The sequence below is a fragment of the Pseudomonas sp. DrBHI1 genome (genome assembly GCF_002205115.1).
Classification (GTDB): domain Bacteria; phylum Pseudomonadota; class Gammaproteobacteria; order Pseudomonadales; family Pseudomonadaceae; genus Aquipseudomonas; species Aquipseudomonas mosselii.
Window position 1 is genome coordinate 98,644 of sequence record NZ_NIBE01000127.1, and the last position, 21,239, is coordinate 119,882.

Below are 21,239 nucleotides of genomic sequence, written 5' to 3' on the forward strand. Positions count from 1 at the left end.
TTTTGTGACGAAGAGCGGTAAATCACTGGCAAGCCGAGGAAAAGGCCTCGAATCGTATAATTTTCTTTACATAGTGGTTTGAAAATTTGCCACTGGCCGGGAAAATTTCTGTCTGTTCAGGTACTTGGGGCCGATTTGCCCCGTGCCATAAACCGCAGCCACAAAAAAGCCAGCCCGAAGGCTGGCTCTTTCGCTACCGGGGTGAATCAGCCACGCGGCTTGCCGCGGCCACGGCCGGCAGGCTTGTCGCCCTCGGGACGGGCCGGACGCTTGCGCATCTCGCTCGGGCGCTCGGCCACCGTGCTGCCACGACCACTCTTGCGCGGCGCAGACTCTTCACGCGGCGCGCGCGCCGGGCGCTCGGCCTTACCTTCGGCAGCCGGACGCAAGGTGCGCACACGCTCGCCACGCCCCAGCGGACGGGTCGACTTGCGCTGCAGACGCTCGAGCTTGTCCTTGGCCTTGAGCTTCATCTCCGGCAGCGCCACTGGCTGCAGGCCGACTTCGGCGGCCAGGATGTCGATCTCGCCCTGGCTCATTTCGCGCCAGCGGCCCATCGGCAGGTCGGAGTTGAGGAACACCGGGCCGAAACGCACACGCTTCAGGCGGCTGACCACCACGCCCTGTGATTCCCACAGGCGGCGCACTTCACGGTTGCGGCCTTCCATCACCACGCAGTGGTACCAGTGGTTGAAGCCTTCGCCGCCCGGTGCCTTCTGGATGTCAGTGAACTTGGCCGGACCGTCCTCGAGCACCACGCCGGCCTTGAGGCGATCGATCATGTCGTCGTCGACCTCACCGCGCACACGCACGGCGTACTCGCGGTCCATTTCATAGGACGGGTGCATCAGGCGGTTGGCCAGCTCGCCGTCGGTGGTGAACAGCAGCAGGCCGGTGGTGTTGATGTCCAAACGGCCGATATTGATCCAGCGGCCCTCTTTCGGGCGCGGCAGGCGGTCGAACACGGTCGGGCGGCCTTCCGGGTCGTCACGGGTGCAGATTTCGCCGTCGGGCTTGTTGTACATGATCACGCGGCGGGTCGCCTCGGCGGCCTCGACACGCTTGATCAGCTTGCCGTCTACGGTGATGGCGTCGTGCAGGTCGACGCGCAGGCCCAGGGTGGCCTCGACGCCGTTGACCTTGATACGGCCCTGGCCGATCCAGGCCTCAACGTCACGACGCGAGCCGACGCCGATGCGCGCCAGCACTTTCTGCAGCTTTTCGCCGGACGGCGGGGTAGGTTGTTGGTCTTGCAGGTCTTTGTCACTCATCTGGGCACCTCCCGGTGTAGTAGTGAAAGCGGGCGCGCATCATACGCGGTTCGGCGGGGGAACGCACTGGAGGGTAGAAGGTTTTTGATGATAGCTCTGTAGGTTCCGCCCAAAGGTATGCGTTGGCGATGCCAGCCTCATCGCGGGGCAAGCCCGCTCCCACAAAGCCGGCAGTCAGGCCTTTGGTTCATCCTCGGGCTCGATGGACGCCTCATCGCGCAAATCATCGAAATCGGTCTTGAGCCCCTCTTCCATCGCATCCAGCTCAACCAGCAGCGAGCGAAAACTGGTCTCCTCCCTGGACTCCACCTCTTCGCCCTCCTCGTCCAGGCTGGCATCGGCCATGGCTTGCAGATGCGCTGGCACCGGCGCCTCGTCCGGATCGAGCATCGGTTCAGGCTCCAACTCGCGCAACTCGGCCAATGCCGGCAGCTCGTCGAGGCTCTTGAGGTTGAAGTGATCGAGAAACACCTTGGTGGTGGCGAACATCGCCGGCCGGCCAGGCACCTCGCGGTAGCCGACGATACGGATCCACTCGCGCTCCATCAGGGTCTTGATGATGTTGCTGTTGACCGCCACGCCGCGCACGTCCTCGATCTCGCCACGGGTGATGGGCTGGCGATAGGCGATCAGCGCCATGGTTTCCAGCAGCGCGCGGGAATAGCGCTGCGGGCGCTCCTCCCACAGGCGACCGACCCAGGGCGCATAGTCTTCGCGAATCTGCAGGCGATAGCCGCTGGCCACCTCCTTGAGCTCGAAGGCACGGCCGCTGCAGGACTTGCCCAGCACCTCCAGGGCCTTCTTGAAAACAGCGGGGGCCGGGCGCTCGGCCTCCTCGAACAACTCGTGAAGGCGTTCGAGGGATTGCGGCTTGCCCGAGGCAAGCAGGAAGGCCTCGATCAGCGACGCCAGTTCGCGGGGTTCGTTCAGGTTCATCGGTAGTCGTCAGGTCACTCTGCCCGGGCACGGACGTGGATCGGGGCGAAAGGCTCATTTTGCACGAGTTCGATCAGCGATTCCTTCACCAGTTCGAGAATCGCCATGAAGGTCACCACCACGCCGAGCTTGCCCTCCTCGCGGGTGAACAGTTCGACGAAAGGCACGAAGCCACCGCCCTTGAGGCGTTCGAGCACCTCGCTCATGCGCTCGCGGGTCGACAAGGTCTCGCGGGTGATCTGGTGGCTCTCGAACAGGTCGTTGCGGCGCATGACCTCGACCATGGACAGCAGGATCTCCTCCAGCGCCACCTCCGGCAGCAGCTTGCGCACCTTGGCCTGGGGCGCCTCGAGGCGCGGCACGACGACGTCGCGGCCAACCCGCGGCAGTTCATCGATGCCTTCGGCGGCAGCCTTGAAGCGCTCGTACTCCTGCAGGCGGCGGATCAGTTCGGCGCGCGGGTCGCCCTCCTCTTCCTCGATCTCGCTGGAGCGCGGCAGCAACATGCGCGACTTGATCTCGGCGAGCATGGCGGCCATCACCAGGTACTCGGCGGCCAGTTCCAGGCGCACGCTCTTCATCAGTTCGACATAGCCCATGTACTGGCGAGTGATCTCGGCCACCGGAATGTCGAGGATGTCGATGTTCTGCTTGCGGATCAGGTACAGCAGCAGATCCAGCGGGCCTTCGAAGGCCTCAAGGATCACTTCCAGCGCGTCCGGCGGGATGTACAGGTCCACCGGCAGCTCGGTCAGGGCCTCGCCGTAGACCAGGGCCAATTGCAACTGCTGCGGCGCTTCAGCCTCCAGGGCCGGCGCCTCGGGCGCTTCCAGCTGGCTCACACGTTGACCAGGAACGGCGTGGGGTCGCCGCAGCCTTCACGGATCAGCTCCGGCTCGTCACCGGACAGGTCGATGACGGTCGAAGCCTTCAGGTCGCCGAAGCCACCGTCGATGATCAGGTCGACATGGTGCTCCAGGCGCTGGCGGATCTCGTAGGGATCGGTCATCGGCTCATCGTCACCCGGCAGGATGAGGCTGACGCTCATCAGCGGCTCGCCAAGCTCTTCGAGCAGGGCCAGGACGATGGGGTTGGACGGCACGCGCAAGCCGATGGTACGGCGCTTGTCGTGCAACAACAGGCGCGGCACTTCACGGGTGGCGTTGAGGATGAAGGTATACGGCCCCGGAATGTGCGCCTTGAGCAGGCGGAACGTCGCCGTGTCGATCTTGGCGAAAGTGCCCATCTCGGACAGATCGCAGCACAGCAGGGTGAAGTTGTGGTTCTTGTCCAACTGGCGCAGGCGGCGCACCCGCTCGATGGCGCCTTTGTCGCCGATCTGGCAGCCCATCGCATAGGCCGAGTCGGTCGGGTAGACCACCACCCCACCCTTGCGGATGATCTCGACCGCCTGCTTGATCAGGCGCGCCTGCGGATTTTCCGCGTGGATCTGGAAAAATTGGCTCACGTAGTCGTCCTGTTCATACCGCCATAGGCTGTTCATGTCGGAATCGGCGCCACAGGGGTGGCAGGTCCTCGGGCAATGGCCGGTAGGCACCGATCTCGCCCCAGGTGCCAGGGCCGTGGAAGTCACTGCCGGCGCTTGCCAGCAAGCCGAACTCACGGGTAAGGATCGACATGGTCCCCACCTGCTCGGGCGGCATCATCCCATTGACCACCTCCAGCGCCTGCCCTCCTGCCTGAATATAGTCGGCAATCAGCCGTCTGCGCTTGCTGCGGGTCAGTTCGTAGTGCATGGGATGGGCCAGGCTCACCCAGGCATTGGACTGGCGCAACGTGGCGACAGTTTCCTCCAGCGTCGGCCAGTGCAGCTTGACGTCCCCCAACTTGCCGGCGCCCAGCCACTTGCGAAAGGCCTCGCCACGGTCCTTGACGAAACCTGCGCGCACCAGGAATTCGGCGAAGTGCGGGCGCGCCGGAGCGTTGCCGCTGTCACCCAGCTCCTGCTGCACGGCGCGCGCGCCGTCCAGCGCGCCGGGCATGCCCTTGGCCGCCAGCTTGCGGTCGATTTCCTCGGCGCGCAGCCAGCGGCCACGGTGCAGGTTGTCGATGGCCTCGAGCAAGGGCGCGGCACCGAGCGGAAAATCGTAACCCAGCACATGGATGGTGGCGCCGCTCCAGGTGCACGACAACTCCACCCCACTGATCCACTGCATGCCGTTGTCCAGGCAGGCCTGGCGGGCCTCGGGCAGGCCTTCGAGGGTGTCGTGGTCGGTGAGAGACAGCATCCGCACCCCGTGCTCATGGGCCCGGGCGACCAGTGCCGTGGGCGACATGGCGCCGTCAGAGGCCGTGCTGTGACAGTGCAGATCAACATTCATGGAGGAGCGCTTTCGCAGGAATCGATGTTTGTTATTATGCCGTCACATCCCGCTTCTGGCTGCCACTGTGAAACAATTCATCGATTTCATCCCGCTGCTGCTGTTCTTCATTGTCTACAAACTGGACCCGCGCCCGGTCGAATTCGCCGGCCACGGCTTCGAGTTTGGCGGGATCTACAGCGCCACCGCCATGCTGATCGCCAGCTCCGTGGTGGTCTACGGCGCGCTGTTCCTGCGCCACGGCAAGCTGGAAAAGGGCCAGTTGCTGACCCTGGTTGCCTGCCTGGTGTTCGGCGGCCTGACCCTGGCCTTCCACAGCGAGACCTTCCTCAAATGGAAGGCGCCGGTGGTCAACTGGCTGTTCGCCCTGGCCTTCGCCGGCAGCCACTTCATCGGTGACCGGGTGCTGATCAAGCGCATCATGGGCCACGCCCTGACACTCCCTGAAACAGTCTGGACCCGCCTGAACCTGGCGTGGATCGGCTTCTTCCTGGTGTGCGGCGCCGCCAACCTGTTCGTCGCCTTCACCTTCCAGGACATCTGGGTCGACTTCAAGGTGTTCGGCAGCCTGGGCATGACCGTGCTGTTCCTGGTGGCTCAGGGTGTCTACCTGTCGCGTCACCTGCACGATACCGACCCTTCCACCTCCAAACCCAAGGACTGACATGCTCTACGCCATCATCGCCAGCGACGTCGAAAACTCCCTGGAAAAACGCCTGGCCGCACGCCCCGCCCATATTGAGCGCCTGCAACAGCTCAAGGCCGAGGGCCGTGTGGTGCTTGCCGGCCCGCACCCTGCCATCGACAGCAACGACCCGGGAGCCGCCGGTTTCAGCGGCAGCCTGATCGTCGCCGAGTTCGATTCGCTGGCGTCAGCCCAGGCCTGGGCCGACGCTGACCCGTACATCGCCGCGGGCGTCTACGACAAGGTCGTGGTCAAGCCATTCAAGCAAGTCCTGCCATAAACGGGCTGTTGAGCACAGGCCTTGTGGTAGCAGGCCAAGGCCGCGCCGACAAAGCCTGCTTCTTGCCACACCCCGCGCTGCGCTATTCATAAATTCCGACAACCGGCCGACAACCTCCTGAATCGATACGAATCAGGAGTTCCAATGCGTCAAGGTCCGATGTCCCTGCTGCTTTGCCTGTTGCTGTCGTCCCCTTTCGCCGCGGCCGAACAGCCGCTGTCGCTGGAAGCCGGGGCGCGGATCACCGAGCTGCAGCAGCGCCTGGAAGAAAGCGAGAAACAGCGCGACGCGCTGACCCTGCAACTGCAGAACCAGGACAACGCGCGCGAAAGCGCCCAACTCTCGCGCCTGCGCCAGGACAACCAGCGTCTGAAGCTGGCGGTCAAGGAGCTGCAGGCCGCCAGCAGCGCGCCCCAGCGCCTGCTCACCGACCAGCAGCAGTGGTTCCTGATCGGTTCGGTCGTTGCACTGTTGTCGGCAGTCTGCGGTATCTTAGCCAGCGGCGGACACAGAAGACGCCGGCAATGGTTGAATTGAGTGAGACATGAGCGAGCTGTTACTGATTGATGATGACCAGGAACTGTGCGAGCTGCTCGGCAGCTGGCTGACCCAGGAAGGGTTTGCGGTGCGCGCCTGCCACGATGGCCAGAGTGCGCGCCAGGCCTTGGCCACCCACGCCCCGGCGGCGGTGGTGCTGGATGTCATGCTGCCCGATGGCAGCGGCCTGGAACTGCTCAAACAGTTGCGCAGCGAGCACACCGACCTGCCGGTGCTGATGCTCTCGGCCCGGGGCGAGCCGCTGGACCGCATCCTCGGCCTGGAGCTGGGCGCCGACGACTACCTGGCCAAGCCCTGCGACCCCCGCGAGCTCACCGCCCGCCTGCGCGCCGTGCTGCGCCGCAGCCACCCCAGCGCGCCCAGCAGCCAGGTCGAGATCGGCGACCTGACCTTCAGCCCGGTGCGCGGCGTGGTCAGCATCGACGAGCGCGAGATGCCCCTTACGCTGTCCGAGAGCCGCATCCTCGAGGCGCTGCTGCGCCAGCCCGGCGAGCCGCTGGACAAGCAGGAACTGGCGCAGATCGGCCTGGGTCGCAAGCTCACGCTTTATGACCGCAGCCTGGACATGCACGTCAGCAACCTGCGCAAGAAGATCGGCCCGCACCCGGATGGCCGCCCGCGCATCGTTGCCCTGCGCAGCCGCGGCTACTACTACAGCTTGTAGGCGTTGGGGGGCCGCTTCGCGCCCCCGCTCATCTTTACCCAGCCTTTACCCTCGCCTGACCGCCCTTGACCTTGATCTCCCTAGACTGGGCTCATCCGGTAACCGCCGGCCCCTGAAAGGAGAGACACCATGCGCAAGACCCTGATCGCCCTGATGTTCGCCGCCGCCCTGCCGACCGTGGCCATGGCCATGCCTGACGGCGGCCCGCGCCACGACGGCCCCCATCATCGCGGTGACGCGCCTTTCGCCCAGCTGGACCTGAGCCGCGACCAGCGCCAGCAGATCGGCAAGCTGATGGGCGAGCAGATGCAGCAGCGCCGCGACATCACCGAGCGCTACATGGCCAAGCTGCCGGCCGCCGAGCAGAAAGCGATGAAGGACGAACTCAAGGCCAGCCACGACAAGACCGACGGCCAGATTCGCGCCCTGCTCAAGCCCGAGCAGCAGAAGAAGTTCGACGAATTGCAGAAGGAACGCGCCGCGCGCAAGGCCGAATGGGAGGAGTTCCAGGCCTGGAAGGCTGAAAAAGCCGGCAAGGCCCAGTAAGCTGTCAGCCCGATGCCCGGCCCGCGCCCCCGCGGGCCGGGCTTTCGCCCTTTCTCGGAGGTGCTCGTCTTGCGTTCACTGTTCTGGCGCATCCTGGCCAGCTTCTGGCTGGCCATCGCCCTGGTCGCCGGGCTTTCGATCCTGCTCGGGCACATGCTCAACCAGGACACCTGGATCCTCAGCCGCCATCCGGGCCTGAACAACTTGGCCAGTCACTGGGCCCAACACTATGAACAGGACGGCCTGGAGTCGTCACAGCGCTTCCTGGAGCGACGCAAGCAGCGCTACAAGATCGACGTGCAGGTGCTCGACGACAGCGGCGATGCCGTGGTGCCCGGTACCTTCCCGCGCCGCGCCGCCGCCTTCGAGGCGCGCCAGCACAACGACGAGCGCCGCCTGCCCTGGCGCCGCCTGACCGAGGAATACACCAGCCCCACCAGCGGCGAGACCTATCTGCTGATCTACCGCATTCCCCACCCCGAACTGGCCGCCTGGCACCGCGAGAGCCTGATCTGGCCGCTCAGCGCCCTGGGGATCGCCCTGGTGGTGCTGACCCTGTTCAGCCTGCTGGTAACCCTGTCGATCACCCGACCGCTCAGCCGCCTGCGCGGCGCGGTGCACGACCTTGGACAGACCAGTTACCAGCAGAACAGCCTGGCGCGGCTGGCAGTGCGCCGCGACGAGTTCGGCGTGCTGGCCAACGATTTCAACAAGATGGGCGCGCGCCTGCAGAGCCTGATCGGCAGCCAGCGCCAGCTGCTGCGCGATGTATCCCACGAATTGCGCTCGCCGCTGGCGCGGCTGCGCATCGCCCTGGCCCTGGCCGAGCGCGCCGAACCGCAGCAGCGCCAGGCCCTGTGGCCGCGGCTGACCCGCGAGTGCGATCGTCTGGAAGACCTGATAAGCGAGATCCTGGTGCTGGCCCGGGTCGATGCCGACCAGGCCCATGCCGAGCCCGTTGACCTCAATGCCTTGCTGGGCGGCGTGCGCAAGGACGCCCAACTGTCAGCGCCGGAACAGGACGTGCGACTGGAGGCGCAGACAGGCCTGACCTTGCACGGCTGGCCGACCTTGATCGAACGGGCGGTGGACAATTTATTGCGCAATGCCCTGCGCTTCAATCCGGCCGGGCAGCCGATCGAGGTGCATGCCCGCCGCGAACAGGATCGCATCGTGCTGAGCGTGCGCGATCATGGGCCGGGGGTGGCGGCAGAGCACCTGGCGCAGTTGGGCGAGCCGTTCTTCCGGGCGCCGGGGCAGGAGGCGCCGGGGCATGGCCTGGGGCTGGCGATTGCGCGCAAGGCGGCTGAGCGCCATGGCGGAAGCCTGGTGCTGGGCAATCATCCGCAGGGTGGGTTCATTGCGACGCTGGCGCTTCCCTGCAACCTCAGTGCTGGCTGACAAATCGCGGGGCCGCAGAGCGGCCCCAATGCTCACTCGCCCCAGGCGCTGACGTACCGCGCCGTCTCCAGGACCGGCGCCGTGCGCGGCTCGCCCATCGGCGTGCCGACATACAGGTAGCCGATCACCTCTTCACTCGCCTCAAGGCCCAAGCCCTCGTGCACATGGGCGTCGTACGCCATGTCGCCGGTGCGCCACACGGCGCCGATACCCTGGGCGTGGGCGGAAACGAGGATGCCGTGGGCGGCGCAGCCGGCGGCCAGGCGCTGCTCGATCTTCGGCACCTTGAAATGATCCTGCAAGCGGGCGATCACCACGATCAGCAACGGCGCCCGCAGCGGCATCGCCCGGGCCTTGTCCAGCGCGGCCGGAGTGGCATCGCCCTTGGCCTGCACCGCCTCGGCGAACAGCTCGCCGAGCTTCTCGCGGCCCTGCCTCTCGATAGTCAGGAAGCGCCAGGGACGCAACTGGCCATGGTCCGGCGCACGTAGCGCGGCCTGGAACAGGGCCTCGCGCTGGGCGGCATTGGGCGCCGGTTCAGTCAGGCGTGGCACGGAAACACGGTTGAGCAATGCGTCGAGAGCCTCCACGGGCTACCCTCCTGGCAGATTGGAAGTGCGGCCATTCTGCACCATAGCGCCGCCCTTGTGGGAGCGGGATTGCCCTGTCGCAGGAGCAGCAGCGCTTCCACGACACGCTCAATCGTACGTTTACATCACCTCCCCCACAGGTAGAATGACGCCCTTTCCGTAGCGAGTCAGAGCAGATCACATGGCGTTGCCGACCTTAAGGATCATTGGTTTCATCATCGGCATCTTCCTGATCACCCTGGCAGTGAGCATGGTGGTGCCCATGGCGACCCTGGTGGTCTTCGAGCGCACCGGCGACATGCCGTCGTTCCTCTGGTCGAGCCTGATCACCTTCCTCGCCGGGCTCGGCCTGGTCATCCCCGGCCGCCCCGAGCACGTGCACCTGCGTCCCCGCGACATGTACCTGCTGACCGTCAGCAGCTGGCTGGTGGTCTGCGTGTTCGCCGCCCTGCCGTTCCTGCTGACGCAACACATCAGCTACACCGACGCCTTCTTCGAAAGCATGTCTGGCATCACCGCCACCGGCGCCACCGTGCTCAGCGGCCTGGACACCATGTCGCCGGGTATCCTGATGTGGCGCTCGATGCTGCACTGGCTGGGCGGCATCGGCTTCATCGGCATGGCGGTGGCGATCCTGCCGCTGCTGCGCATCGGTGGCATGCGCCTGTTCCAGACCGAGTCCTCGGACCGTTCGGAAAAGGTCATGCCGCGCTCGCACATGGTCGCCAAGTCGATCGTCGCGGTGTATGTCGGCATCACCGTGCTCGGCAGCCTGGCGTTCTGGTGGGCGGGGATGAGCCCATTCGACGCGATCAACCACGCCATGTCGGCGATCTCCACCGGCGGGTTCTCCACCTCCGACCAGTCCCTGGCCAAATGGGACATCCCTGCGGTGCACTGGGTCGCGGTGGTGGTGATGATTCTCGGCAGCGTGCCGTTCACCCTGTACGTGGCTACCCTGCGCGGCCACCGCAAGGCACTGATCAAGGACCAGCAGGTGCAGGGCCTGCTGGCCATGCTGGTGGCCACCTGGCTGGTGCTCGGCACCTGGTACTGGGCCACCACCGACCTGCACTGGCTCGACGCCCTGCGTCACGTGGCGCTGAACGTCACCTCGGTGGTCACCACCACCGGCTTCGCCCTGGGCGACTACAGCATGTGGGGCAACTTCTCGCTGATGCTGTTCTTCTACCTGGGCTTCGTCGGCGGTTGCTCGGGCTCCACCGCCGGCGGCATCAAGATCTTCCGCTTCCAGGTCGCCTACATCCTGCTCAAGGCCAACCTCAACCAGCTGATCCACCCGCGGGCGGTGATCAAGCAGAAGTACAATGGCCATCGCCTCGACGAAGAGATCGTGCGTTCGATCCTGACCTTCTCGTTCTTCTTCGCCATCACCATCTGCATCATCGCCCTGCTGCTGTCACTGCTGGGCGTGGACTGGATGACCGCGCTGACCGGCGCCGCCGGCACGGTGTCGGGTGTAGGCCCCGGGTTGGGCGAGGTGATCGGCCCGGCCGGCAACTACGCCAGCCTGCCGGACGCGGCCAAGTGGATCCTCTCCGGCGGCATGCTGCTGGGCCGCCTGGAGATCATCACGGTGCTGGTGTTGTGCATGCCGGCGTTCTGGCGTCACTGACCGACAACCGCGTGCGGTACTCGCTCGGGGTGGTGTCGAACCAGCGGCGGAACGCCCGGTAGAAGTTGCTCGGATCGGCGAAACCCAGCAGGTAGGCGGTCTCCAGCAAGGTGGTGCCGGGCTGGGCCAGGTACTGCTCGGCCAGTTCGCGGCGGGTGTCGTCGAGCAGGGTCTGGAAGCTGGTGCCCTCGTCCTGCAGACGTCTTTGCAAGGTGCGCTGCGACAGGTGCAGGGCCTGGGCCACGGTCTCGCGCTTGGGCTCGCCCTGGGGCAGGATGCGGCACAGCACCTGGCGCACGCGGTGGGTCACGCGGCTTTCCGAGAAGCGCGCCAGGTATTCCCCGGCAAAGCGATCATGCAGCACCGCCATCGCCTCGTTGGCGGTCGGCAGCGGCGCCTCCATGTCGGCACGCTCGAGCACCAGCGCGTCATGGGGCGCGCCAAACACCAGCGGTGCATGGAACGCCACCTTGTACGGCTCGACATTCTTCGGCTGGCCGCCCTGGATCAGCACCCGCCGCGGCTGGATCGGCCGCCCGCTGAGCCAGGTGCACAGGGCCAGGGCACAGGCCAGGGAGGCCTCGGCGCTGTGCCGGGTCGGTGGCAGGTGATCGCCATGCACGGTCAGCACCAGGGCGTAGCCGTCCGGCTCGAGGCGAAAGCTCAGGTCCGAGCTCTCGGCGATGATCCGCTGGTAGCGCACCAGGCGCTCGAAACCCTCGGCCAGGGTGCGGCTGGACATCAGCGCATAACCCACCACATGGAACGAGGCCGGTCGCACCACCCGGGCCATGTTCAGGCCGATGGCCTCATTGCCCGACAACTCGACCGCCAGCTGCCACAGCCGGGTCATCGAATCCTGGGTGAATCGCGCATCGGGGTCGTCGAGGGCGGAAAAGTCGAGCCCTAGTTGCTTGAACATGGCCGGACAATCGAGCCCTTCCAGCTCGAGTGCCTTGACGATCCCTGATGCCCAGCTGGCTGACGTGGTTCTCTCACTCATGACAGGCTCTTGTGCTGACCGCTCCTGCGGTGAACCGAAAGGATACTCAATTGGCGCCTATTGTCACTGGCCACTGCCCCCAATGACTCTAGACTCGATTCAGGCTCCACGCCGTGTATCCTGTAAGCACGACCCGCAGATCCGGAAACCCGCCATGACCCGCACAGCGCAGTTCCGCAGTTTTGCCGAGTTCTATCCCTACTACCTGGGCGAGCACAGCAACGCCACCTGCCGTCGCCTGCACTTCGTCGGCACCAGCCTGGTGATCGCCCTGCTCGCCTACAGCATCGGCAGCGGCCAGTGGCTGTTGCTGCTGACCGTGCCGCTGGCCGGCTACGGCTTCGCCTGGGCCGGGCATTTCTTCTTCGAGAAGAACCGGCCGGCCACCTTCACCCATCCCTGGTACAGCCTGGTCGGCGACTTCGCCATGTTCCGCGACATCCTGCTGGGCCGGCTCAGCCTCTGAATCGGCCCGCAAGGCCAGGTTCGCGTCCCGGCCGGCCACTGCCAAAGCCCGCGCCCTGGCCAACACTGCCAGGCATGCCCCCGACACGAGTGGCCCGCGGCGATGAACAAGCAAGCGAATTTCAGCCACATGCGCGACGGCACCGCCCAGGACTGGGCAATCATTGCCGACGACTTTCGCGCCTATGCCCAGCAGTTGCCCCAGCGCATCCTCGCCCACCTGCGCCTGCTCGATGGCGACTTCGGCGGTTTTCCCATCGATCGCCTGAGCCACTCGCTGCAGACCGCCACCCGCGCCTACCGTGACGGCCGCGACGAGGAGTACGTGGTCTGCGCCCTGCTGCATGACATTGGCGACACCCTCGGCAGCTACAATCACCCGGATATCGCCGCAGCGATCCTCAAGCCCTTTGTCAGCGCCGAGAACCTGTGGATGGTCGAGAAGCACGGGATCTTCCAGGGCTACTATTTCTTTCACCACCTAGGCATGGATCGCCACCTGCGCGAGCAGTTCAGCGATCACCCGCAATACCAACGGACCATCGAGTTCTGCGCGCGCTACGACGCGGCGGCATTCGACCCCGAGTACCCGAGCCTGCCGCTGTCGTTCTTCGAGCCGATGATGGAGCGGCTGTTCGCCCGGCCCAGGCAGTCGATCTACAAGACAGCCCTGAAAGCGTCGGCCTGACCGGCAGGGACGGCGATCAAGCCGGTTCACCAAGCTCCGCCAGGCGCGACGCGGCTTCCCGCGCCTGCGCCTCGGCGAACCGGTACAGCTCTATCCGCCCGTCCCAGTGCTCGATCAGCGCCGTGCACGACTCCACCCAATCACCGCAGTTGAGGTACTCCACCTCGCCCACCCGACGAATCTCGGCATGGTGGATATGCCCGCACACCACGCCCTGGAAGCCACGCCGGGTGCACTCGTGGGCGATGGCGTCTTCAAAATCGCTGATGAAGTTCACCGCCCCCTTGACCTTGTGCTTGAGGTACGCCGACAACGACCAATAACCGTAGCCATAACGGGCGCGCCAGTGGTTGAGCCAGCGGTTGAGCACCAGGGTGAATTCGTAGGCCCGGTCGCCGAGAAACGCCAGCCAGCGGTGGTAGCGGGTGATCACGTCGAACTGGTCGCCGTGGATCACCAACAGCCGCCGGCCATCGACGGTGAGGTGCTCGGCTTCGTCCACCAGCTGGATATTGCCCAGGATCAGTTTCGAGTAGCGGCGCAGGAACTCGTCATGGTTACCGGTGACGTAGATCACTTCGGTACCGCGCTTGCTCAGGGTCAGCAGGCGGCGGATGACGTTGGTGTGAGCCTGGGGCCAGTAGATGCCGCCGCGCAGTTTCCAGCCGTCGATGATATCGCCGACCAGGTAGATGCGCTCGGCCTGGTAGCCCTTGAGAAAATGCGCGAGGTGTTCGGCCTGGCAATCCCGGGTGCCCAGGTGCACATCGGAAATCCACAGGGTGCGGACACGCAGCTTGCGTGACGGGCGAAGGGGTTCGGCGTGGGTCATGGGCAGGCTCCGGCGCTGTTTGCTGGAGACTGGCAGGCACCGGTGACAGATTGGTGGCAGGTGCATGACCATCCTGCGTCCGCCTTGAGGTGTACACTCTTCACCTGCTTCGTGAGGACTCACCATGACCGCCGCCCCCCTGCTTTCGCTGCGCCATTATCGCCACGACCTGATCGCCCACAGCCACGACCACTCGCAACTGGTGTTCGGCCTGGGCGGACGCCTGGATTTCGAGGTGGATGGCCGCGGCGGCAGGGTCGGTCGCCAGGACCTGATGGTGGTGCCTGCCGGTGCCCACCACACCTGCGGCAGCCCCGAGGGTAGCCACTGCCTGGTGCTGGACGTGCCAGGCGGGCACTGGCTTGGCGAGCACCTGGGCGAGCACGCCGACAACAGCCGCCGCCTGCTCGACCGCCCCGGCCCCCTGGGCCTGGACAGCCGCCAGCAGCAGTTGGTGGACTGGCTGGCGGCAAGCCCGGTGGACGACCCGCTGATTGCCCGCCAAGGCGCGGTGCTGTTGCTGGCCAGCCTCAACCCGCAGGTCGGTGCCCCGGTACTGGCCAGCAGGCGCCTGCCCTATGCCGCCTTCGACCGGCATATCGAGCAGCACGCCGCCTATCCATTGCAGGTCGCCGATCTGGCGAGGCTGGCCGGGCTTTCCAGCGCGCGACTGCATGCGCGTTTTGCCAGCGAGCGCGGTATGACGCCGATGGACTATATCCGTGAGCGGCGGTTGGCGATGGCCCGGCGACTGTTGCGTGAAACGCTGTTGCCGGTGGGTGAGGTCTCGGCGCGGGTGGGGTATGGCTCGCAGAGTGCCTTCAGCGCGGCGGTGATGCGGGCGTTCGGCTGCACGCCGCTGGCGTTGCGGCGCGAGTCTGGCGACAACGGGCGCGAGGTGGGCGACAGACGCAGGTAGACCGGGCTCTTACACTGAGCGCCAGGATCTTCTCTCCCTGCGAATGCAAAAGGACCACCATGAACCACCGCACCGCCCTCGGCGCCCTGCATATCGGCGCGCTGTTCTTCGGCCTGACCGGCGTCTTCGGCAAGCTGGCCGCCAGCGCCAGCCCCTCGATCATCGTCTTCGGCCGCGCCCTGTTCGCGGTGCTGGCCCTGACCCTGTTCGCCGGCCTGGCGCGCCAGGCCTGGCAGCCGCTGCGCGGCCAGGACCTGCGCCGCCTGCTACTGGGCGGCGCGCTGCTGGCCGGGCACTGGGTGAGCTTCTTCATCGCGGTCAAGGTCGGCGGCGTGGCCATCGCCACTCTCGGTTTCGCCAGCTTCCCGGCCTTCACCGTGATCCTCGAGGGCCTGCTGTTCCGTGAACGCATCCGCCGCAACGAAGCGCTGCTGGTGCTGCTGGTGAGCATTGGCCTGGTGCTGGTCACCCCGGCCTTCGACCTGGCCAGCGAAGCCACCGGCGGGCTGCTCTGGGCGCTGCTCTCGGGCCTGCTGTTCTCGCTGCTGTCGCTGACCAACCGCGCCGGTTCCGGGCGCCTGCCCGCCGTGCAGGCAGCGCTGTGGCAGAACCTGGTGGTGAGCCTGTGCCTGCTGCCGTTCGCCGCGCCCGGCCTGGACGCGGTGACGCCGCTGGACTGGCTGTGGATCGCCCTGCTCGGCGTTTTCTGCACCGGCGTCGCCCACAGCCTGTTCGTCGCCAGCTTGGCGGTGATCAAGGCGCGCACAGCCGCGGTAGTGTTCGGCATGGAGCCGGTGTACGGCATCGCCGTGGCCTGGGTGGTGTTCGCCGAACAGCCGACCCTGCGCATGCTCGCCGGCGGCGCCTTGATCATCTTCGCCATCGTGCTGTCCAGCCGCCTGGCCGCCGAGCAACCCGCCCGCCAGCCACAGCCCGAAAGCGCCTGATCAGCGATCGTTGTGGCCCAGGTCGCGCTGCGGATCGATCTGGTCGCGCACCCGCTGCTTGAGCACCTTGGCCTCGGGGAAGCCGCCGTCGGCCTTGCGTTCCCAGATCTGCACGCCGTCGCAGGTGATGCGGAACACCCCGCCGGTTCCAGGCTCCAGCGCCACCCGGCCGAGGTCGTCGGCAAAGGTGCTGAGCAGTTCCTGGGCCAGCCAGGCGGCGCGCAGCAGCCACTGGCACTGGGTGCAATAGGTAATGACGATTTGTGGCTTGCTGTCTGCCATGTAGGGAAACTCAGTAGGAAGGGCCGCTTATACTAGCGGTCTTTATCCTCTGGTTTGAGACTCACGATGCGCCGCCTGCTGTACTGCCTCCTGCTGATGCTCACCTCCTTCGCTGTGCTTGCCGCCGAGACGGCACGGCCGAAGATCGGCCTGGTACTGTCGGGCGGCGCCGCCCGCGGCCTGGCCCATATCGGCGTGCTCAAGGCCCTGGAGGAACAGGGCGTGCGCATCGACGCCATCGCCGGCACCAGCATGGGCGCGGTGGTCGGCGGGTTGTACGCCTCGGGCTACAGCATCGCCGAGCTGGAAAACCTGGCCACCACGCTGGACTGGCAGCAGGCGCTGTCCGATGCGCCGCCGCGCAAGGATGTGCCGTTCCGACGCAAGCAGGACGACCGCGACTTCCTGGTCAAGCAGAAGCTGAGCTTTCGCGACGATGGCAGCCTGGGCCTGCCGCTGGGGGTGATCCAGGGCCAGAACCTGGCCCTGCTGCTGGAAAGCAAGCTGGCCCACACCGCCGACATTCGCGACTTCGACAAGCTGCCAATCCCCTTCCGCGCCGTGGCCACCGACATCACCAGCGGCGAGAAGGTGATCTTCCGCCGCGGCCACCTGCCCCAGGTGATCCGTGCCAGCATGTCGATCCCGGCGGTGTTCGCCCCGGTGGAGTTGGACGGCCGGCTGCTGGTGGATGGCGGCATGACCGACAACATCCCGGTGGATGTGGTGCGCGAAATGGGCGTGGACCTGGCCATCGTCGTCGACATCGGCACCCCGCTGCGCAACCGCAAGCAACTGGCCACGGTGGTGGACGTGCTCAACCAGTCGATCACCCTGATGACCCGGCGCAACTCCGAGGAACAACTGGCCAGCCTGCGCCGCGAAGACATCCTGGTACAGCCACCGCTGTCGGCCTTCGGCGTTACCGATTTCGGCCGCGCCCGGGACATGATCGACGCCGGCTACCGCGCCACCCGTGCCCTCGACCCGCGCCTGGCGGCGCTGCGCCAGCCCGAGGGCGACAGCAACCTGGCGGTGGCGCGCTCGCCGAAACAGCGCACGCCGATCATCACCGCCATCCGCGTGGAGAACGACTCCAAGGTCAGCGACGATGTGATCCGCTACTACATTCGCCAGCCCGTCGGCGAGCCGCTGGATCTCGGCCGCCTGCAGACCGACATGGGCACCCTCTACGGCCTGGACTACTTCGACCAGGTGCAATACCGCGTGGCGCACAAGGGCGACGAGCATACCCTGGTGATCAACGCCCGTGGCCGGCGTGGCGGCACCGACTACCTGCGCCTGGGCCTGAACCTGTCGGACGACTTGCGTGGCGACAGTGCCTTCAACCTCGGCGCCAGCTACCGGGTCAATGGCATCAACCGGCTCGGCGGCGAATGGCTGACCCGCGCGCAGATCGGCGACGAGCAGGAACTGTACAGCGAGTTCTACCAGCCCCTGGACGTGGGCTCGCGCTACTTCGTCGCCCCTTACCTGGCCTTGGGCTCGCAGAACGTCGAGGCGACCCTGGACAACGACCCGGTGGCCGAGTACCGCCTGGAACGCTATGGCTTCGGGCTCAATCTCGGCCGGCAGATCGGCACTTACGGCGAGGTGCGCCTGGGCGTGGGCAAGGCCTGGGGCAACGCCGAGGTGCGCATCGGCGACCAGGACCTGCCCAAGGTCAGCTTCAACGAGGGGTTCTACGAGCTCAAGTACTCGTTCGACACCTTCGACAACGTCTACTTCCCCCACAGTGGCGAGGACATCGGCCTGACCGTGCGCAAGTACGACAAGTCACTGGACTCGGACCAGAACTACCGGCAGTGGCTGTTCAACCTGGACAAGGCCTTCAGCAGCGGGCCGAACACCCTGGTGCTGGGCGGCAGGTATGGACGTACGCTGGATGACGCCGAGGTGGTCACTTCAAGCTTCGTGTTCGGCGGCGCCCGACAGCTGTCGGGCTTTCGCCAGGACTCGATCTCGGGGCAGAACATGAGCCTGCTGCGCATGGTCTATTACCGCCGCCTGACGCCACGGGCCTACCTGCCCCTGGACTTCCCGTTGTACCTGGGTGGCTCGCTGGAGCGTGGGCGGGCGTGGAACAACGACAATGAGTTCGACAGTGGCTATATCAATGCGGCGAGCATCTTCCTGGGGCTGGAAACGCCGCTGGGGCCGTTGAACCTGAGTTATGGGGCCAACGATGCCCATGAGAAGGCGGTGTACCTGAACCTGGGGCACACCTTCTAGAACGATCGCGGGGCAAGCCCGCTCCCACAAGTCATGCAGACAATTGCGCAAGCAGACTCGTGGGAGCGGGCTTGCCCCGCGATTGATGAAGGGTTCAGGACTTCTCGAGATTATCGAGAATCTTCGCATGCACGCGCATGCACACTTCCATGTCGGCCTCGTCTATGCCGGTGAACAGCTCGAGGCGCAAGGCGTTGGCGATGGTCTCGATCTGATCGATCAGCGGCTTGGCCGGCGGGCACAGCAGGATCTTCTTGGCCCGGCGGTCTTCCATCACCGCCTGGCGGCGTACCAGCCCCTGGCTCTCTAGGCTGTCGAGCAAGCGCGCCAGGGTCGGGCCTTCGACGCCCACGCTCTGGGCCAGCTCACGCTGGGTCGGCGCCTCGTCGAACCTGGCCAGGTGCAACAGCACCAGCCAACGGGCTTGCGACAGGTTGAGCCCGGCCAGGCGTCGGTCCAGTTCGGCACGCCAGCCCCGAGACATCTGGGCCAGCTGCATGCCGAAGCGGTGTTGGTTGTCGGTCAGGGGCATAAGCAACTCAATGAATAGAACTAATTATTAGCCAGCTAATCATGGCCCGGCCAATCAGGCAAGGTTCGACGCCTCGGAAATTGCTGATAATCATGTAAGGGTATGACAAAGGTCAGCAATTGGCGCAAATGCCGGCAATCACAAGCCGAACTCCACCGCCAGCGCCGCCCGTACGCAATGCAGGACGCCTTCCGGCACCCGCGGGCCAAACAGCGGCGCCACGCCGGACACCGGCGGCAACTCGCCCTCGCCGTCGAGGAAGGCGTCCTGCACCTCCATCATCAGCTCCTCCGGCAGGTCCAGGGCCTGCTCCAGGCTCAGTTCCTGGCGGCCGATGGCCTCGGCCAGCAAGCTGTAGACGTTCTTCTCGGTGCAGTTCAGTTGCCCGGCGATCTGCGCCGGGGTCATGCCGGCGCGGGCCAGGCTGACCAGTTCGTGGCGCAGGTCGAGCACCACCTTCGGCGCCTCCTCGGTGCCGCCGGCGCCGTTGAGCACCTCGAGGAAGGCCTGGCCGTAGCGCTCCAGCTTGCGCGCGCCGACACCGCTGACCTGGGCCATGTCGCTGAGGCTGGTGGGCATGCTGCGCAGCATCTCCAGCAGCGTCGAGTCGGGGAAGATGACGTAGGGCGGCACGCTGTGCTCTTCGGCCAACTTGCGCCGCAAGGTACGCAGCGCTTCCCATAGTTCGCGCTCCTCGGCGCGCACCAGTTGGCTGGCCGGGCTGCCGCCACTGCCGCCGGAGGCCTTGGCCGCGATCTGCGGCTTGAGGTCGCGGCGCAGTTGCAGGTTCACCTCGCCGCGCAGCAACGGCCGGCAGCTGTCGGACAGGCGCAGGCCGCCATAGCCTTCCAGGTCGATATCCACCAGGCCACGGGCCACCAGCTGGCGGAACAGCGAGCGCCATTCGGCCTCGGCCAAGGCCTTGCCGACGCCGAACACCGAGAGTTTCTCGTGGCCGAAATTACGTACTTTTTCGGTGTCCTTGCCCAGCAGCACATCGACCAGGTGGCCGACGCCGTAGCGCTGGCCGGTGCGGAACACCGCCGACAGCGCCTGACGGGCAGGTTCGGTGGCGTCCCAGGTCTGCACATTGTCGACACAGTTGTCGCAATGCCCGCACGGCTGATCGAGCACTTCGTCGAAGTAGGCCAGCAACGACTGGCGACGGCAGCGGGTCTCCTCGCACAGCGCCAGCATGGCGTCGAGCTTGTGCTGCTCGATACGCTTGTGGCGCTCGTCGCCCTCGGAGTTCTGCAGCATCTGCTTGAGCATCACCATGTCCTGCAGGCCGTAGGCCATCCAGGCATCCGAGGGCAGACCGTCACGGCCAGCGCGGCCGGTCTCCTGGTAATAGGCCTCGAGTGACTTGGGCAGGTCAAGGTGGGCGACGAAGCGCACGTTGGGCTTGTCGATGCCCATGCCGAAGGCGATGGTCGCGACCATGATCAGCCCTTCCTCGTTGAGGAAGCGGTGCTGGTTGGCGGCGCGGGTCTCGGCGGCCAGGCCTGCGTGGTACGGCAGCGCCGGGAAGCCCTGGTCGCACAGGAAGGCGGCGGTCTCGTCGACCTTCTTGCGCGACAGGCAATAGACAATGCCGGCGTTGCCGCGGCGCTCGCCGAGGAACGCCATCAACTGCTTGCGCGGCGATTCCTTGGGCACGATGCGGTAGAAGATGTTCGGCCGGTCGAAGCTCGACAGGAAGCGCTCGGCGCCCTGCAGGTGCAGGCGCTGGACGATCTCCTCGCGGGTGCGCATGTCGGCGGTGGCGGTCAAGGCGATGCGCGGCACATGCGGGAATAGCTCGGCGAGCTGGCCCAGTTGCAGGTACTCGGGACGGAAGTCATGACCCCACTGCGACACGCAGTGAGCCTCGTCGATGGCGAACAGGGCAATATCCAGGCCGCGCAGGAAATCCAGCATGCGCGGCTGGACCAGACGCTCAGGGGCCAGGTAGAGCATCTTCACCTCGCCACGGCGCAGGCGCCCGGCCAGGTCGCGCTGCTGCTCGGCGCTGAGGGTGGAGTTCAGCGCCGCGGCGGCCACGCCCAGCTCGTCGAGGGTGGCGACCTGATCGTCCATCAGCGCGATCAGCGGCGACACCACCACGGTCAGGCCCGGGCGCAGCAGGCCAGGTACCTGGAAGCACAACGACTTGCCACCACCGGTGGGCATCAGCACCAGGGCGTCGCCGCCGCCTGCCACACATTCGATGATCGCTGCCTGGCGCCCGCGGAAACTGTCGTAACCGAAGACATCCTTGAGGACGCGCTGAGCCTGTTCGAGCATTTGCCACTCCAAAATCGCCGTACCATCCTGGACTCAGGCTGGACGATAAATCCGCCGCGCACACATCGAATGCGTAAGCGGTTTTTGCCAGATGGCAGGAAAACGCCACCAGAGCACGAAAAA

The 21,239-nt window shown here is 65.9% G+C and carries 23 protein-coding genes; 12 read left to right on the forward strand and 11 right to left on the reverse strand.

Going from position 1 to position 21,239, the window contains the following annotated elements; genetic code table 11:
• Window positions 1–206: 206 nt before the first annotated feature.
• The 5 genes from rluB to CC207_RS23850 form a co-directional block, all read right to left on the reverse strand.
• Window positions 207–1,271: a 23S rRNA pseudouridine(2605) synthase RluB gene (gene rluB / locus CC207_RS23830; protein WP_028691082.1), complete on the reverse strand. Its 1,065-nt coding sequence runs from the start codon at window positions 1,269–1,271 to the stop codon at window positions 207–209.
• Window positions 1,272–1,445: 174 nt separating this feature from the next.
• Entirely contained in the window at window positions 1,446–2,207 is a 762-nt protein-coding gene (scpB, locus tag CC207_RS23835; protein WP_088852876.1) for an SMC-Scp complex subunit ScpB, read from the reverse strand.
• A gap of 14 nt (window positions 2,208–2,221) precedes the next feature.
• The gene (locus CC207_RS23840; RefSeq protein WP_178080992.1) at window positions 2,222–2,920 is read right to left on the reverse strand and encodes a ScpA family protein; all 699 of its coding nucleotides are present in this window, start codon (window positions 2,918–2,920) and stop codon (window positions 2,222–2,224) included.
• 125 nt (window positions 2,921–3,045) lie between these two features.
• Window positions 3,046–3,675 carry an L-threonylcarbamoyladenylate synthase gene (locus CC207_RS23845; RefSeq protein WP_036986145.1) on the reverse strand — a complete coding sequence of 210 codons (630 nt, stop codon included), beginning with the start codon at window positions 3,673–3,675 and terminating at the stop codon, window positions 3,046–3,048.
• 13 nt (window positions 3,676–3,688) lie between these two features.
• Window positions 3,689–4,549, reverse strand: coding sequence for a PHP domain-containing protein (locus CC207_RS23850; RefSeq protein ID WP_088852878.1), 861 nt, complete (start codon window positions 4,547–4,549; stop codon window positions 3,689–3,691).
• Window positions 4,550–4,616: 67 nt separating this feature from the next.
• On the opposite strand from CC207_RS23850, the gene CC207_RS23855 reads away from it, so the two are divergent.
• The 6 genes from CC207_RS23855 to CC207_RS23880 all read left to right on the forward strand — a co-directional run bounded on the left by CC207_RS23855 (window position 4,617) and on the right by CC207_RS23880 (window position 8,683).
• On the forward strand, window positions 4,617–5,213 hold the full coding sequence (locus tag CC207_RS23855; protein ID WP_028691087.1) for a septation protein A: 597 nt from the start codon (window positions 4,617–4,619) through the stop codon (window positions 5,211–5,213).
• A 1-nt stretch (window position 5,214) separates the two neighbouring features.
• Entirely contained in the window at window positions 5,215–5,514 is a 300-nt protein-coding gene (locus CC207_RS23860; protein ID WP_028691088.1) for a YciI family protein, read from the forward strand.
• A 159-nt stretch (window positions 5,515–5,673) separates the two neighbouring features.
• Window positions 5,674–6,051, forward strand: coding sequence for a translation initiation factor 2 (locus CC207_RS23865; protein WP_371349942.1), 378 nt, complete (start codon window positions 5,674–5,676; stop codon window positions 6,049–6,051).
• Window positions 6,052–6,058: 7 nt separating this feature from the next.
• On the forward strand, window positions 6,059–6,736 hold the full coding sequence (locus CC207_RS23870; protein ID WP_088852879.1) for a response regulator transcription factor: 678 nt from the start codon (window positions 6,059–6,061) through the stop codon (window positions 6,734–6,736).
• 129 nt (window positions 6,737–6,865) lie between these two features.
• Window positions 6,866–7,282, forward strand: a complete 417-nt coding sequence (locus CC207_RS23875) for a Spy/CpxP family protein refolding chaperone (RefSeq protein WP_088852880.1) — start codon at window positions 6,866–6,868, stop codon at window positions 7,280–7,282.
• Between the two features lie 12 nt (window positions 7,283–7,294).
• Window positions 7,295–8,683, forward strand: a complete 1,389-nt coding sequence (locus tag CC207_RS23880) for a HAMP domain-containing sensor histidine kinase (protein WP_062360639.1) — start codon at window positions 7,295–7,297, stop codon at window positions 8,681–8,683.
• Window positions 8,684–8,715: 32 nt separating this feature from the next.
• Here the strand turns inward: CC207_RS23880 and CC207_RS23885 are convergent, their stop codons facing one another.
• Window positions 8,716–9,273 (reverse strand): nitroreductase family protein, encoded by a 558-nt coding sequence (locus CC207_RS23885; RefSeq protein ID WP_088852881.1) that lies wholly within the window; start codon window positions 9,271–9,273, stop codon window positions 8,716–8,718.
• Window positions 9,274–9,454: 181 nt separating this feature from the next.
• Between CC207_RS23885 and CC207_RS23890 the strand changes: the two genes are divergently transcribed.
• On the forward strand, window positions 9,455–10,909 hold the full coding sequence (locus tag CC207_RS23890) for a TrkH family potassium uptake protein (protein WP_028691094.1): 1,455 nt from the start codon (window positions 9,455–9,457) through the stop codon (window positions 10,907–10,909).
• On the opposite strand, the gene CC207_RS23895 is transcribed toward CC207_RS23890, so the two are convergent.
• The gene (locus tag CC207_RS23895; RefSeq protein ID WP_028691095.1) at window positions 10,866–11,912 is read right to left on the reverse strand and encodes an AraC family transcriptional regulator; all 1,047 of its coding nucleotides are present in this window, start codon (window positions 11,910–11,912) and stop codon (window positions 10,866–10,868) included. The genes CC207_RS23890 and CC207_RS23895 overlap by 44 nt on opposite strands.
• A gap of 154 nt (window positions 11,913–12,066) precedes the next feature.
• On the opposite strand from CC207_RS23895, the gene CC207_RS23900 reads away from it, so the two are divergent.
• Both CC207_RS23900 and CC207_RS23905 read left to right on the forward strand, forming a co-directional pair.
• The gene (locus CC207_RS23900; RefSeq protein WP_028691096.1) at window positions 12,067–12,378 is read left to right on the forward strand and encodes a DUF962 domain-containing protein; all 312 of its coding nucleotides are present in this window, start codon (window positions 12,067–12,069) and stop codon (window positions 12,376–12,378) included.
• A gap of 102 nt (window positions 12,379–12,480) precedes the next feature.
• Window positions 12,481–13,065, forward strand: a complete 585-nt coding sequence (locus CC207_RS23905) for an HD domain-containing protein (protein ID WP_028691097.1) — start codon at window positions 12,481–12,483, stop codon at window positions 13,063–13,065.
• 16 nt (window positions 13,066–13,081) lie between these two features.
• Here CC207_RS23905 and CC207_RS23910 read toward each other — a convergent pair whose 3' ends face one another.
• Window positions 13,082–13,897 carry a UDP-2,3-diacylglucosamine diphosphatase gene (locus tag CC207_RS23910; protein ID WP_028691098.1) on the reverse strand — a complete coding sequence of 272 codons (816 nt, stop codon included), beginning with the start codon at window positions 13,895–13,897 and terminating at the stop codon, window positions 13,082–13,084.
• A gap of 124 nt (window positions 13,898–14,021) precedes the next feature.
• Here CC207_RS23910 and CC207_RS23915 point away from each other — a divergent pair, with 124 nt between their 5' ends.
• Both CC207_RS23915 and CC207_RS23920 read left to right on the forward strand, forming a co-directional pair.
• The gene (locus tag CC207_RS23915; protein ID WP_088852882.1) at window positions 14,022–14,816 is read left to right on the forward strand and encodes an AraC family transcriptional regulator; all 795 of its coding nucleotides are present in this window, start codon (window positions 14,022–14,024) and stop codon (window positions 14,814–14,816) included.
• 59 nt (window positions 14,817–14,875) lie between these two features.
• Window positions 14,876–15,763 carry a DMT family transporter gene (locus CC207_RS23920; protein WP_028691100.1) on the forward strand — a complete coding sequence of 296 codons (888 nt, stop codon included), beginning with the start codon at window positions 14,876–14,878 and terminating at the stop codon, window positions 15,761–15,763.
• On the opposite strand, the gene CC207_RS23925 is transcribed toward CC207_RS23920, so the two are convergent.
• Window positions 15,764–16,045, reverse strand: coding sequence for a SelT/SelW/SelH family protein (locus CC207_RS23925; protein ID WP_028691101.1), 282 nt, complete (start codon window positions 16,043–16,045; stop codon window positions 15,764–15,766).
• A 66-nt stretch (window positions 16,046–16,111) separates the two neighbouring features.
• Between CC207_RS23925 and CC207_RS23930 the strand changes: the two genes are divergently transcribed.
• Window positions 16,112–18,298: a patatin-like phospholipase family protein gene (locus CC207_RS23930; protein WP_028691102.1), complete on the forward strand. Its 2,187-nt coding sequence runs from the start codon at window positions 16,112–16,114 to the stop codon at window positions 18,296–18,298.
• 94 nt (window positions 18,299–18,392) lie between these two features.
• Here CC207_RS23930 and CC207_RS23935 read toward each other — a convergent pair whose 3' ends face one another.
• Together CC207_RS23935 and recQ are read right to left on the reverse strand one after the other, a co-directional pair.
• On the reverse strand, window positions 18,393–18,830 hold the full coding sequence (locus CC207_RS23935) for a MarR family transcriptional regulator (RefSeq protein WP_028691103.1): 438 nt from the start codon (window positions 18,828–18,830) through the stop codon (window positions 18,393–18,395).
• Window positions 18,831–18,968: 138 nt separating this feature from the next.
• Entirely contained in the window at window positions 18,969–21,116 is a 2,148-nt protein-coding gene (gene recQ, locus CC207_RS23940) for a DNA helicase RecQ (protein ID WP_088852883.1), read from the reverse strand.
• Between the last annotated feature and the right edge of the window lie 123 nt (window positions 21,117–21,239).